This window comes from Microbacterium sp. RG1 (genome assembly GCF_005347485.1).
Taxonomy (GTDB): Bacteria; Actinomycetota; Actinomycetes; order Actinomycetales; family Microbacteriaceae; genus Microbacterium; species Microbacterium binotii_A.
This window is the reverse complement of the sequence record NZ_CP034121.1, coordinates 3,035,231-3,048,146: the sequence shown is the minus strand read 5'-3', so window position 1 is coordinate 3,048,146 and position 12,916 is coordinate 3,035,231. Positions and strand designations below refer to the sequence as shown.

Below are 12,916 nucleotides of genomic sequence, written 5' to 3'. Positions count from 1 at the left end.
GCCCCGGCTGACCGGGGCTCATGGCGGAGACGGAGGGATTTGAACCCTCGGTCCCCTTACGGGGACTCCACCTTAGCAGGGTGGTGCACTAGGCCTGACTATGCGACGTCTCCAGTGGCGGCTTGCGCCGAACACACCCGTCCATCATAACGGGTCGGTTCGCCCCCACCGAACAGGTCCCGGATACTCGATAGCGGATGCGGTGCACACCGCATCCGGAAGGGCATCCGGTGGACCCGAAACACCTCGTCAGTTCGGCGGCGCTCGCGCTGCTGGCCGGTTTCGTCGACGGCTTCGCGTTCGTGATGCTCGGCGGCTTCTTCGTGTCGTTCATGAGCGGCAACACGACGCAGGCCTCCGCCGAGCTGACGGGCGGCGCGTGGGGCGCCGCGGGATACGCGGGACTGCTCGTCGCGGCCTTCGTCGCCGGGGGCGTGACGGGCACGGCCGTGTCGATCCGCGCACGGTCGCGCGGCGTCATGACCCTCGTGGCGCTCACGCTCCTCGTGGCCGCGGTTCTGGCAGGGATCGGGCACGTGCTGGCGGCGGGACCGGTGCTCGCGGCCGCGATGGGCGCCACGAACGCCGTCCACTCCCGCGACGGCGCCGCTCCCTTCGGCATCACGTACATGACGGGGCAGCTCATGAAGCTCGCGGAGAACATCGTCGCGGCCTTCCGCGGCGGCGATCGGCGCGCGTGGATGCGGCACCTCGCGCTGTGGGTCGCGATCGCGATCGGTGCGATCGCCGGCGCGGCGGCGGCGCGCCTCGTCGGCCCCGTCGCGCTCTGGCTTCCTGCCGCCGCCGCCACCGCCACGGCAGCCGCCCTCGTTCTCCGGCGGGGAACGCCGCCAGCGACCTCATCAGAGTGAACAGGACAATCAGCACATGATCGAGTTCCGCCCCGCAGAGCAGACGGATGCTGCGGGCATGGCCGAGGTGCAGAACGCCATCCACCGCGCCGGCCTTCGCGCCAGCCCGGTCGACATCGCCTTCGTTCAGGAGCGCTACCTCCGCCCCGAACACCGGATCGCCTGCACGGTCGCCGTCCAAGACGACCGCATCCTCGGGTTCCAGTCACTCAAGCAGGCGTGGCCGGGCAACCCCTACGACGTCCCCGAGGGCTGGGGCATCATCGGCACCCACATCCACCCCGAAGCCGGACGCCGTGGCATCGGACGGAGCCTGTTCGCGGTGTCACTGGCGGCGGCGGAGTCAGCGGGTGTGTGGCATCTCGACGCGAGCATCGGCGCAGACAACGCCCCGGCGCTGGCCTACTACTCCGCGATGGGCTTCACGCCATACCGCGACGGCGAGGGTGTCATCCCGCACCGCTTCGACCTCTGAGATCTACTTCTGCGGAACCGTGCAGGTCACCTGGCTGGCATTCTGCCCCGAGATCGACGACGGCAGCTCGACCGCCGTGTCTGACGGGAGTGCCTCGCCGCCCTCCGTCGCCGCGGGGGCGGGAGGAGTCGCAGCGGGATCCGGAGTAGCGGTGTCGGGCACCTCGCCCGTGACCTCGACGCCGAAGCCGCCACTGGCCTCACCCGTGAGCTGCAGCGGGCGATTCTCGCGGAGTGCGGCGAAGAGCTCGTCCGCCGCACCCGAGATCGGAACGAGACCGTCGCCCGAGTAGGCCGCCGGGTACTGGACGAAGACGATGTCCTCGAACGGGACGCCCTTCAGGGCCATCGCGATCTGCGCCATGCGCGTCGGGTTGGCGAGCTGCTTGTCGAGCACGAGCTGCTTCTCGCGCACCTGCGTCATGGCGACGTTCGCGAAGTTCAGCAGCTTGCCCGCATCCCCGAATACGGCGTCGCCCTGCAGCTTGCGCACGAGCGACGACATGAACTGCTGCTGGTTCGAGATCCGGCCGAGGTCCGACCCGTCGCCGATGCCGTGACGGATACGCAGGAACTGCAACGCCTGAACCCCCTGCAGCGTGTGCGTTCCGGCGGTGAGCACGAGGCCGGTGTGTCGGTCGGAGATATCGCCCTTCACGCAGACATCGACGCCGCCGACGGCGTCGGAAAGGTTGATGACGCCGGTCCAGCGGATGGCGGCCGCGAACTGGATGTCTTCGCCGGTGAGCTCCTCGACGGTGCGCACGGTGCACGGCAGGCCGCCGTACATGTAGGACGCGTTGATCTTCTCCGTGCCGCCGCCCACCGTGTTGCCGTCGGAATCCTGGCACTCGGCGATCGGCACGAAGGTATCGCGCGGGATGGACACGACCGTCACTCGGCGCGGCGCATCGCTGATGTGGACAAGCATCGTCACGTCGTTGCGCTCGCCACCGTCATCGTCGATGCCGCACCGCGGGAACAGGGCGAGATCCTGCCCCTCGCACGAGTCGGTGCCCACGAGCAGGAGGTTCACCCCACCTTCGATCTCGCCGAGGCCGGGAGGCAGAGCGGGGTCGCCGTCATTACCGATGTCGACGGCGTTGTCCTGGATGGTGGCTGCGGCATCCCAGAGGTGGAAGCCGACGACGCCCGCGGCCGAGGCAATGCCGACGACCACGGCAACGGCCGCGATCGACAACGCCTGCACGAGAGGATGCGGAGACCGCAGCCGTCCGTGCCGGGCGACCGGGAGGCCGCGAGGACGCCGCCGTGGCATCAGCGCAGGTTTCCGTTCGAGCACGTCTCCTCAGCGGCGGTCTGCCCCGCGATGGTGGACGGCAGCTCGACGCTGTCGGTCGGGGTCGTGGGCTGCGCCACGTCGGCGGACTGGGTCGGCGCGGGGGTGGTCGGGTCGCTGGGAGCCTCGGTCGGATCGGCGACGATCGTGCCCTCACCCTGGCTCGTCGAGCCAGTCAACACGAGCTGCTGGTTGGCCTCGAGGGCGGCGAACAAGGTGTCGGCAGCGGTCTTGTTCGGCACCACGCGATTCGGGTCGGCCGGGTCGGTGAGCGTCGGGTACTGAACGAAGACGATCTCGTTGAACGGCACTTCCTTGACGGCGAGCGCGATCTGCACGAGCGTCATCGGATTCGTGAGGCTCTGGCTCGGCGTCACGTTCTCGACGCCGACGGTAGCGAGCTTGTAGAGCGTGGCGGGATCGCTGAGCACCCCCTCGCCGACGAGCTTGCGCGCGAGACGCGACATGTACTGCTGCTGGTTGGAGATGCGACCGAGGTCGCCACCGTTCCCGACGCCGTGCCGCGTCCGGAGGAACTGCAAAGCGTCCCAGCCCTGCACGTTGCGCGTGCCGGCGGGCCAGTCGATGCCCGTGTACGGGTCGCGGATGCCGTTCGCGATGCAGACGTCGACGCCACCGATGGCGTCGGTGATCTGGATGACGCCGCCGAAGGTGACGGATGCGGCGAACGGAATGTTCTGCCCGGTCAGCTCGGAGATCGTCTTCACCGCGCAGCTGAGACCTCCGTAGGAGAAGGTCGAGTTCAGCTGCTGCTTGCTCATGGCCGACGTCGTCGAGCCGTCCGCCCGCGTGCAGGAGGGGATCGGGATCATGAGGTCGCGCGGGAAGGAGATCACCGTCACCCGACGCGGGTTGTCGGAGATGTGCAGCAGCAGGTTGACGTCGTTGAGGTCGCCGTCGGCATCGGCGCCGGAGCACCGGTCGCCGAAGAGTTCCGCGTACTCCGGCTCGCACGCATCGGTCCCGGCGAGGAACAGGTTCACGCCACCCTCGATCGCCCCGATGTCCGGCGGCACGGCGCTCTGTCCCTCGAGCGCGACCGCGTCCTGCGTGAGGTTGGTCGTCAGGCTCCAGACGTTGTAGCCGACCACACCGATGCCGGCGACGAGCACCACGGCGAGCGACACGGCGACGAGCTTGAAGAACTGTGCGACGGGATGCGGCGAGCGCAGTCGGCCGTGGCGCGCCACCGTCTGGCGACGCCCGCTTCGGGTCGGGCTCACACGGGTCCTCTCGTAACACACGACGTGGGGGCGCCGCGAGATCTCGCGCCGAACCCCCGTAGATCGTCGCCCATCCTACGAGTCGAGACCTGAGAACGACGTGCGGATCGCCTGAGCCGCCTCAACGCGGCGCCTGCGGCAGCGTGAGGCGCACGCTCGTTCCGCGCCCGAGTTGCGACCGCAGCGACACCTCGCCACCGTGACGATGCACGACCACGCGCACGAGCGAGAGGCCGAGGCCCGTTCCCTCGACACCCCGCGCATCCTGGGCCCGCCAGAGCTCCTCCCACACGAACGGGAGATCCTCGGCACGGATCCCCCACCCGGTGTCGGCGACCTCAATGACGACGGCGTCCGACTCCTCCGTGCCGCGCACCTCGATGCGAGCGCCCTCGGCGGAGTACTTCGCGGCGTTCAACAGCAGGTTGCGCACGGCGACCGCGAGCAGGTCGGGGTCTCCGGTCACGGGCGGCAGAGGCCAGGGAACGGTGGGCAGCACGGTCTCGACACTGCGACGTGCGCCGCGGGCGGCGAGTTCGTCCCGCAGCGCCGCCGCCTCTTCCTCCACGATGACCGTCAGGTCGACGCGGGATGCCTCGATCGGCCGGGTCTCCAGCGAGGACAGGGCCCGCAGCTGCGTGACCACACCGCCGAGTCGCGCGGCCTGCGCCGAGGCGATCACCAGGTTCTCCGGCGGCGTCTGCTCACCCGCGGCGAGCGCCGAACGGATGGCGGTGACCGGGTTCTTGAGTTCGTGGTCGAGCCGGCGCAGGAACCGCCGGTGCGCATCGCGTTCGGCCACCGCGCCCTCGGCGCGTGCGGCGGCGAGGGCCGCCGAGCGGCGACGCACGCGCACCGGCCGGACGATCAGCAGGAGCGCCAACACGATCGACACGAGCACGCCCGCCGCGACGATCACCGTGGCCAGCGGCATCCGCAGCACGATCGATCCGTTGCCGCCCGCGAGCGCGAGCACGACGGCGATGAGCACGGCGACGGCCAACGGAGCGGCGACGAGCACCAGCGGCGAGGGTTTCATGAAGCACTCACCGGTGCGCAGAAGAGGTAGCCCGCGCCCGGCAGCGTCTCGATCCAGCGCGGCTGCTGGGCATCATCGCCCAGCGCGCGACGCAGTTCCGCGATGCGGTGGTCGACGGCGCGCGTGGTGACGGCGAACTCGAATCCCCACAGGGTCTCGAGCAGGTGCTCCCTCGTGTGCACCTCGTCCGGATGCGACATCAGGTACTCCAGCAGCGTGAGCGCCTTCGGCGTCAGCTCGAGCGTCTGCCCGTCTCGCTGCACCCGACGGGCCACACGGTCCAATCGGAGCCCCGCGCTGACCAGTTGCGACGACGCCGTCAGGGGCTTGCCACCACCTGCCGTGCGACGCAGGACGGCACGGATGCGGGCCACGAGCTCCGGCGGGTCGAAGGGCTTTCCGAGATAGTCGTCGGCACCCTCTTCCAACGCCGCCGTGCGCTCGAACGACGCATCCACCTTCGTCAGCATGATGACCGGCGTCCACGCATCCGCCCGGCGAAGGCTCCGCACGAGTTCGCGCCCGTCCATGCGGGGCATGAGCACGTCGGAGACGACGATGTGCGGCGCGAAGGCGGCGTGCGCGTCGAGGGCGCTCTGTCCGTCGGCTTCCACCCGCACGTCGAATCCGCTGCGTTCGAGGTAGGGAGCGAGGGTGGAAGTGATGGCCTCCTCGTCGTCCACGAGCAGCACGCGGGTGCGCGCCTCGTCGCTCATGAAGCGTTCACCGCCCAGATGCCGATGCCGAACGCCACGAGGATGAGGACGGCGATCGCGGCGATCGTGAGGTAGCCGATCACCAGCCCCGCGATCGCGAAGCCGGCACCGCCCGCGTTGCTGCGGCGGATGCGGGCCAGCGCGACGTGCCCGAAGATCACCGCGAGCAGGTTGAACCCGAGCAGTGCGAGGACGAACGACGTGATGGCGAGCCCATCGGTGGGACGGGTGACGTAGACGTACTGCTGCGGGGGCTGGGACATGCTGGTCATCCTCCGGTCGTGGCGCGTGCCGAGTTGGCGACGCCGGTATCGGTCACGTCTGCGGCGCCACTCTCCCACCGCAGGTCGTTGCCGCTGCCGCCCAGCCGGGCGACGTCGACGGATGCGGCCTGCACCTGGTTGGCGGCTCCGGTGATCTCGAGCGTGCCGATGCGATCGGCCAGCACGACGGCGCCGCTCGCGGTGACGGTCACCAGGGCGCACTCCCCCTCGATCGACACGGTCGCGCCCGCCTGCGCGACGACGACCTCGCCCGAGGCGCAGGAGGTCTGCTGCGCCACATCGGCGTAGCGCGCCCGCAGGTCGTCGGATGCGGGGGACGGAGTCCTCGAGGTGTTCGGCTCCTGCTCCTGCTCCTTCGGAGCCGATGCCGTCGGCGCCGGTGTCGACGACGGAGCGGGATCTGCTGCGGGGGCTTCGGGCGTCTCGTAGGCGACGGAGCATCCGGTCAGAAGCACGGCGAGGGCGGCGAGGGTGATCGGGAGCGTGTTCTTCATCATCTCGTCCGCTCAAAAGGCTGGGATGAAGATCTCGACGCGGCGATTGAGCTGGCGTCCGGCGGGGTTGTCGGCGCCGTCGATCTCATTCGCGGCGACGGGTGCGCTCTCGCCGTATCCGACCGCGCTGAGCGACGCGGTGACACCGCGGTCCTTGAGAGCCGCGACCACGGCGGCGGCGCGGCGCTCGGACAGCTCCTGGTTGTACCCATCGGAGCCGATCGCGTCGGTGTGGCCGCCGATCTCGGCCGTCGGCACGTCGAGCTCCGTCATCGCAGCAGCCAGCTCATCGAGCACACCCGCCGCATCCGTCCGGATCTCGGAGCGGTCGAAGTCGAAGAGCACGCCGTCGCTGAGCGTGATGGTCGTGCCGCAGGATGTGAGGGGCGCGAGCGTGCCGAGGGGCGGGAAGACGCCGACCGGCTTGACGGCGGGCAGGGCGTCGACCTCGACGGGCTTTCCGTTGACGGCGCCCGTGCCGTCGCGTAGTTGCGGATGTCCAGGCCCGCCGCGATATAGGAACCGGACCCGTCTCCGTAGTTGTGGATCTCGACGTCGGCATCGCGGTACATCGCCGATCCGTCGCCGTAGTTCCAGTGCTCGACGCCGTTGCCGGTGCGCGAGGCGGAGCCGTCGCCGTAGACCCATGTGGCGCCCTCGGCCGTCGTCACCGATCCGGAGCCGTCGCCGTAGTTGTGGATCTCGATGCCGTCGGCGATGTAGGAGCCCGAGCCGTCGCCGTAGACGTTCGCCGTCACGCCGTTGACGGTGAAGCTGCCGGAGCCGTCGCCGTAGTTGTGCACCGCGCCGTCGGGTCCGGTGAAGGTTCCCGAGCCGTCGCCGTACAGGAGCACGGACCCCCGGCCGGTCGCCCGCTCGGTCACGTCGCCGCATGCGGCGGGGCGCACCTCGATGCCGGGCCGCGGCCCGATCTCGCGGTCCACCTGGATCGCGAAACCGCCGAGCGAGGCGTCGAGCAACGACAGGTCGGGCATCGTGAACAGCGGAACAGGCGGAACCTCGCCGGGCGCGAAGCCCGCGACGGCGGGGACGGCCGGCGCTGACGGCGAGCCCGGCGTCGTCGTCGCGACGGGGACGACCGGACGCGGATCGGCGGCGCAGCCGGCGACCAGGACGCCCACGGTCGCGACGAGGGCCAGGATGCGGGGGACGGTGCTGCTCATGCAACGACCGTACCGAGCGGGCCCCGTCGCCCGGTGGCAGGGTCGTCGCACCTGTGTATCAATCCCGCGACACGGCCCGATCATCCCCGAGGATGACGCAGATGCTGCTCGCGGCCGACGACCTCGCCGCCTCCGCCCACGAGGCTGGGAAACATGCACGCTCCCTCAGATTCTCACCCTGTTCTCGTCGCGCGCGGTCTCGTCAAGCGCTACGGCCCGCTCACCGCCCTCGCGGGCGTCGATGTGACGATCGCCCCGGGCGAGGCGGTGGCCATCATGGGCGCGTCGGGGTCGGGGAAGACGACCCTGCTCCACTGCCTCGCCGCGGTCATCGCCCCCGACGGCGGCTCCGTCCGCCTCGGCCAGGAGGATCCGGTCGAGCTCGTCGGCATGGATGAGACGGGGCGCTCCGCGATTCGTCGCAGCCAGCTCGGGTTCGTGTTCCAGGAGCACCTGCTGCTGCCCGAGCTCACCGCCCTGGAGAACGCTGCCCTTCCCCTGCTGGTGCAGGGCGTGCCGCGGCGAGACGCAGAACAGCACGCCGCCGGGTGGCTGCATGCTCTGGGGCTGGCCGGCATGGAGGACCGCCGCATCGGCCAGCTCTCCGGCGGCCAGGCCCAGCGGGTGGCGATCGCCCGCGCGCAGGTGACGGGTGCACCGCTCGTCTTCGCCGACGAGCCCACCGGCGCTCTCGATTCCGCCACGTCCGCCGAGGTGATGTCCGCGCTCCTGCACGCCACGGTCGGACAGGGGCGCAGCCTCGTCGTCGTCACCCACGACGCCGACGTCGCGGCCCGCTGCCACCGCATCGTCCGGATGCGGGACGGCCGCATCCTCGACGCCGCGCCGATGAGCGAGGCGCAGCGATGAGCGCGGTCGCCACGCAGGGAGCGGTACGGCGCACGCTCACCCTGTCGCGCCTGCTCGCCCGCCCGTCGCGGCAGTCCCGCGCAGCCCTCGTGCTCCCGATCGTCGCCTTCGCGACCACGACGACGCTGCTGCTGATCGTCGCCGGCGGCACGCGCATGTTCCTCACCGACGACCGCGGCGGGGCGTTCACCGGGATGTACGGCATCCTCGCGGTGCTCGCCCTCGTCCTGCTCGCCGTTCCGCTGGCCACGCTCGGCGCCGCCGCCGCGCGTCTGTCGAGCCGGAGGCGCGACGACCGCCTGGCGACGCTGCGGCTGTTGGGTGCCACCTCCGGTGAGGTCGCGGCCATGACGGTGATCGAGGCCGCCGCGACGGCGGCCGTCGGCGCCGTCGCGGGCGCGATCGGCTACGCCGCCGTCCTGCCGCTCGTGGGACTGCTGCCGTTCTTCGGCGGCCAGATCGGAGCTGCCGCGGCGTGGGCCGGATTCGACGTGCTCGCCCTCGTGCTCGTGGGGGTCGTGGCGCTCGCGACCGTCAGCGCCACCCTCGGGCTGCGCCGCGTCGCGCTCACGCCACTCGGCGTGCGTCGGCGTTCGGATCCTGCACCTCGTCGTCGCGTCGCCGTGATCGTCGGTGTGATCGGCGTCGCCGCCGTCGCCGTCATCGTCCTGAATCTCTCGAGCATCGGTCAGCTGGTCGGACCCGCCGTGTCGCTCGCCCTGCTGCTCGCACTGTTCGCCGGATCCCTCGGCCTGCTGAACCTCATCGGCACCCCGATCGTCGCCGCGCGCGGCCGCGCGATGGCTCGCCGCGCCGCGGATGCGGCGCACCTCATCGCCGGACGAGAGCTCGCCGCCCACGCCTCCGTCGCCTGGAGACGCGTCTCCGCGATCGCGATGGTCTCGTTCATCGCGGTGGTCGGGGGAGCCGGGATGAGCCTGGTCGCGCTCGCCGGTGACGACTCGGCCGACAGCGGGACGGTGTTCGCCGACATCCGCACGGGCGTGCTCGTGACGCTCATCTCGGCCTTCTTGCTCCTGGCGTGCTCCGTCGGGGTGACGCAGGCCGCATCCGTGCTCGAGGACCGCGAGCTGATCGTCGGTCTCGACCGCCTCGGCGTGCCCGCGACCGACCTCGCCCGCGCCCGCCGCATCACCGTGCTGCTCCCCCTGCGCTGGGCCGCGCTCGGCGGCGCGCTCGCGGGCATCGCGCTGAGCCTGCCCGTCATCGGCATCACCCTCGTCCTCGCGCCGACGTCGCTGCTGATCATCGGCGGGACCTTCGCCGTCGGCATCGCCCTCGTGCTCGGCTCACTCGCCTCGACCGAACCTCTCGTGCGGGCGATCCGGCGGGCGGCCGCGTAGTCGCTCAGGCGTCGAGATCCTTCGATACGTGCGACGCCGCGCGGCCTGAGCGCAATGACGAAGCCCCGGCGGACATTTCTCGCCGGGGCTTCGTCATTGCTTTTACTGCGCCGGGCGGGCTCGGCGTGCGGCACGTGCACGTGCCCGAACTCCTGCAGATCCGAGGAGATCACCCATTCGCGCTCCTTCCGGACAGGAATTGCAGGAGTTCGGGCGCGAGGATTGCTTCGAATGCGCGGATCAGTGTGCGGCGTCGTACGCCTCGAGAACGGCGGCCGGAACGCGTCCGCGCGCGCTCACTTCGTGGCCGTTCGCCGCGGCCCATTCACGCACGGCGCCGAGGTCGCGCGTGTCCTTCTTCGCGCTGCGCCCGCGGGGCGTCGTGCGCGCCGCGCTGCCGATGGAGCGGCCCGCTTTGATGAACGGCGCGAACGCCTCGCGGAGCTTTTCGGCGTTCTTCTCGGAAAGGTCGATTTCGTACGAGCGTCCCTCGAGGGAGAAGTGAATCGTCTTTCCCTCTTCGAGGACTTCGCCGTCGAGGTCGTCAATGAGTCGGGTGAAATGCTGTTTGGCCATAGCCAGGGAGTATGGCACATCAACCTTTTGCAATTTCTCGACTTGCGCGCCGGAAAGAAAACTGAAGCGAAAAGGAAAGGCGATGTCATCTGCGGAGCCTCGGGCGGCGTGGGCCCAACTCCGTTCGACTCCCGCTCAACCGATCAAAACGAAGGAGCGCCGACCCCTACGGGGCCCGCGCTCCTTCGTTGCGGAGGGTGTGGGATTCGAACCCACGGGACATTGCTGCCCACCGGTTTTCAAGACCGGGTCCTTCGGCCGCTCGGACAACCCTCCCGACGCGCAGAATGCACGCGCCGAACGGGCCGAGTCTAGTCGACCCACTGACGGCTCAGAGGCGGCGCAGCACCTCGGCGACGCCGCCGTCGAGCACGGATGCGGTGACCTCGCCCGCCGCATCCTGCACTTCTTGCGGGCCCTGCCCCATCGCGACCGCGCGTCCGCCGTGCTGCTTCGCCCACGCGAACATGCCGACGTCGTTGCGGCCGTCGCCCATGACGAGCACGTTCTCGGGCGCCACGTCGAGCCAGTCGCGCACGAGCGCGAGCGCCGTGCCCTTGTCGACGCCCTTCGGGGCGATGTCGAGCCAGGCCGTCCAGCCCACGGCGTAGGAGACCTGATTGAGTCCGACCCGATCGACCAGTTCGACGAAGTCGCTCTCGTCGTGCTCGGGAGAGACCACGACGACGCGGGTCACCGGCTGGCGCGCGAGCTCCTCGAACTCCACCTTCGACGCACGGTCGAGGTTCCAGTCGTCCATGTAGTCGGTGTACTCGCGGCGCCCGTCGGGCAGCTCGACGAGGTAGTGCGCGTCGGGCAGGTGCTCGCGCAGCAGCGTCAGCACCTCCGCCGCGTCGAACGTCTCGACGTGCTTGCGCTCGTAGACGAGGGATGCGGGATCCGCCGCGCCGACGCGCGCCATGATCACGGCGCCGTTCGAGCAGACGGCGTAGTCCGGCGCGATCTGCAGCAGCTCCTGGATGCCCCGCGTCGCCTCCCAGCTGCGCCCGGTCGCGAGCATCACCTCGTGACCGGCGCGTCGCGCATCCGCGACGGCCTCGACGATCCCGGGGCTCGGCGACTCGTCCTCCAGCAGCACCGTGCCGTCGATGTCGAGCACGATGAGCATGCCACCCGCACGCGCGGTCGCGATCTCCTCGACGAGAGCGGCGGCCTCCGCCGGCGTCTCGATCTCGATCTCTCCGGTCTCCGGCAGCCGCGCCTCACTCACGCGGTCGGCTCCAGAACCTCGAGTCCGCCGAGGAACGGACGCAGCACCTCCGGCACGGTGACCGACCCGTCGGCACGCTGATGCGTTTCGAGGATGGCCACGATCCAGCGCGTGGTCGCGAGCGTTCCATTCAGCGTCGCGACCGGCTGCGTCCTGCCCTCTTCCGGGCGGTACCGGATCGACAGGCGCCGGGCCTGGTACGTCGTGCAGTTGCTCGTGCTGGTGAGCTCACGGTACGCGTCCTGAGTGGGAACCCATGCCTCGATGTCGTACTTGCGCGCCGCGGACGAACCGAGATCGCCCGCGGCGACATCGATGACGCGGTAGGACAGGCCGAGATCCTGCAGCATCCGCTCCTGCATCTCCACGAGCCGCAGGTGCTCAGCCTCCGCCTCGGCCGGGTCGACGTAGACGAACATCTCCAGCTTGTTGAACTGGTGCACCCGGATGATGCCGCGAGTGTCCTTGCCGTACGAGCCGGCCTCGCTGCGGTAGCAGGTGGACCAGCCCGCGTAACGCTTGGGGCCGCGTCCGAGGTCGAGAATCTCGTCCATGTGGTAACCGGCCAGCGGAACCTCGCTCGTTCCCACGAGATACAGGTCCTCGTCGTCGAGGTGGTACACCTCTGCGGCGTGCTTGCCGAGGAAGCCGGTGCCGCGCATGACCTCGGGGCGCACGAGCGTCGGCGGGATGATGGGGGTGAACCCGGCCTGCAGGGCGCGATCGAGCGCGAGGTTCATCAGCGCGATCTCGAGGCGCGCCCCGATGCCCGTGAGGAAGTAGAAGCGGCTGCCGGAGACCTTGGTCCCCCGCTCCATGTCGATCGCGCCGAGCATCTCGCCGATCTCGAGGTGGTCGCGCGGGGTGAAATCGAACGACGGGATCTCGCCGTGCGTGCGCAGCGTCACGAAGTCGTCCTCGCCGCCGACGGGGACCCCCTCGATGACGATGTTCTCGATCTTCGCCAGAGCGTCGGCGGCTGCCTCTTCCGCCTGGGTCACGGCGGCCTGCGCGGCCTTGACCTGCGCGCTCAGCTCCTTCGCCTCGGCGACGAGCGCAGCCTTCTCCTCCTTGGGAGCGGCGGCCACCCGCTTGCCGTGCGCGTTCTGCGCGGCGCGCAGCTCTTCGAACGCCGTGATGGCCGAGCGTCGGTCACGATCTGCGGCGAGCGCCGCGTCCACCGTCTCCGCGGACTCGCCGCGGGCTTCCTGAGAGCGCTTGACGAGCTCGGGGTTATCGCGAAGGAGGGCCAGATCGATCACCCGTGA

General features: G+C 70.2%; 15 protein-coding genes and 2 tRNA genes. 4 read left to right on the top strand and 13 right to left on the bottom strand.

The genetic code is table 11. The annotated features are described in order from the left end of the window. Nucleotides 1-21 precede the first annotated feature (21 nt). A tRNA-Ser gene (locus tag EHF32_RS14825) sits at nt 22-113 on the bottom strand. Between the two features lie 117 nt (nt 114-230). Between EHF32_RS14825 and EHF32_RS14820 the strand changes: the two genes are divergently transcribed. Continuing rightward, nucleotides 231-872, top strand: a complete 642-nt coding sequence (locus EHF32_RS14820) for a YoaK family protein (RefSeq protein WP_161594133.1) — start codon at nt 231-233, stop codon at nt 870-872. A gap of 16 nt (nt 873-888) precedes the next feature. Further along, the gene (locus tag EHF32_RS14815; protein WP_192900655.1) at nt 889-1,347 is read left to right on the top strand and encodes a GNAT family N-acetyltransferase; all 459 of its coding nucleotides are present in this window, start codon (nt 889-891) and stop codon (nt 1,345-1,347) included. A gap of 3 nt (nt 1,348-1,350) precedes the next feature. Here EHF32_RS14815 and EHF32_RS14810 read toward each other — a convergent pair whose 3' ends face one another. The 8 genes from EHF32_RS14810 to EHF32_RS16120 form a co-directional block, all read right to left on the bottom strand. Then, nucleotides 1,351-2,556 (bottom strand): LCP family protein, encoded by a 1,206-nt coding sequence (locus tag EHF32_RS14810; protein WP_238343737.1) that lies wholly within the window; start codon nt 2,554-2,556, stop codon nt 1,351-1,353. Nucleotides 2,557-2,624: 68 nt separating this feature from the next. Then, nucleotides 2,625-3,890 (bottom strand): LCP family protein, encoded by a 1,266-nt coding sequence (locus tag EHF32_RS14805; RefSeq protein WP_238343736.1) that lies wholly within the window; start codon nt 3,888-3,890, stop codon nt 2,625-2,627. Between the two features lie 121 nt (nt 3,891-4,011). Next, a complete protein-coding gene (locus tag EHF32_RS14800) occupies nt 4,012-4,929 on the bottom strand; it encodes a sensor histidine kinase (protein WP_137418897.1) in 918 nt (305 codons plus the stop codon). After that, on the bottom strand, nt 4,926-5,645 hold the full coding sequence (locus EHF32_RS14795) for a response regulator transcription factor (RefSeq protein WP_137418896.1): 720 nt from the start codon (nt 5,643-5,645) through the stop codon (nt 4,926-4,928). Before EHF32_RS14795 ends, EHF32_RS14800 begins: the two co-directional genes overlap by 4 nt. Further along, entirely contained in the window at nt 5,642-5,908 is a 267-nt protein-coding gene (locus tag EHF32_RS14790; protein WP_137418895.1) for a DUF4190 domain-containing protein, read from the bottom strand. The genes EHF32_RS14795 and EHF32_RS14790 overlap by 4 nt, the downstream gene beginning before the upstream one ends. Before the next feature lie 5 nt (nt 5,909-5,913). Then, nucleotides 5,914-6,423: a DUF3060 domain-containing protein gene (locus EHF32_RS14785; RefSeq protein ID WP_161594132.1), complete on the bottom strand. Its 510-nt coding sequence runs from the start codon at nt 6,421-6,423 to the stop codon at nt 5,914-5,916. A gap of 12 nt (nt 6,424-6,435) precedes the next feature. After that, nucleotides 6,436-6,720: an OmpA family protein gene (locus EHF32_RS16125; protein ID WP_238343735.1), complete on the bottom strand. Its 285-nt coding sequence runs from the start codon at nt 6,718-6,720 to the stop codon at nt 6,436-6,438. Further along, nucleotides 6,693-7,607, bottom strand: coding sequence for a hypothetical protein (locus EHF32_RS16120; RefSeq protein ID WP_238343734.1), 915 nt, complete (start codon nt 7,605-7,607; stop codon nt 6,693-6,695). Before EHF32_RS16120 ends, EHF32_RS16125 begins: the two co-directional genes overlap by 28 nt. A 153-nt stretch (nt 7,608-7,760) precedes the next feature. On the opposite strand from EHF32_RS16120, the gene EHF32_RS14775 reads away from it, so the two are divergent. Continuing rightward, nucleotides 7,761-8,477 (top strand): ABC transporter ATP-binding protein, encoded by a 717-nt coding sequence (locus EHF32_RS14775; RefSeq protein ID WP_137418892.1) that lies wholly within the window; start codon nt 7,761-7,763, stop codon nt 8,475-8,477. Then, nucleotides 8,474-9,841, top strand: coding sequence for an FtsX-like permease family protein (locus EHF32_RS14770; RefSeq protein ID WP_137418891.1), 1,368 nt, complete (start codon nt 8,474-8,476; stop codon nt 9,839-9,841). Before EHF32_RS14775 ends, EHF32_RS14770 begins: the two co-directional genes overlap by 4 nt. Nucleotides 9,842-10,081: 240 nt before the next feature. Here EHF32_RS14770 and EHF32_RS14765 read toward each other — a convergent pair whose 3' ends face one another. The 4 genes from EHF32_RS14765 to serS form a co-directional block, all read right to left on the bottom strand. Then, nucleotides 10,082-10,417, bottom strand: coding sequence for a histone-like nucleoid-structuring protein Lsr2 (locus EHF32_RS14765; RefSeq protein WP_137418890.1), 336 nt, complete (start codon nt 10,415-10,417; stop codon nt 10,082-10,084). Between the two features lie 191 nt (nt 10,418-10,608). Beyond that, nucleotides 10,609-10,693: transfer RNA gene (locus EHF32_RS14760), tRNA-Ser, on the bottom strand. 55 nt (nt 10,694-10,748) lie between these two features. Next, nucleotides 10,749-11,648, bottom strand: a complete 900-nt coding sequence (locus tag EHF32_RS14755) for an HAD-IIB family hydrolase (protein ID WP_238343733.1) — start codon at nt 11,646-11,648, stop codon at nt 10,749-10,751. Then, on the bottom strand, nt 11,645-12,910 hold the full coding sequence (gene serS / locus EHF32_RS14750) for a serine--tRNA ligase (RefSeq protein WP_137418889.1): 1,266 nt from the start codon (nt 12,908-12,910) through the stop codon (nt 11,645-11,647). The genes EHF32_RS14755 and serS overlap by 4 nt, the downstream gene beginning before the upstream one ends. Nucleotides 12,911-12,916: the final 6 nt, after the last annotated feature.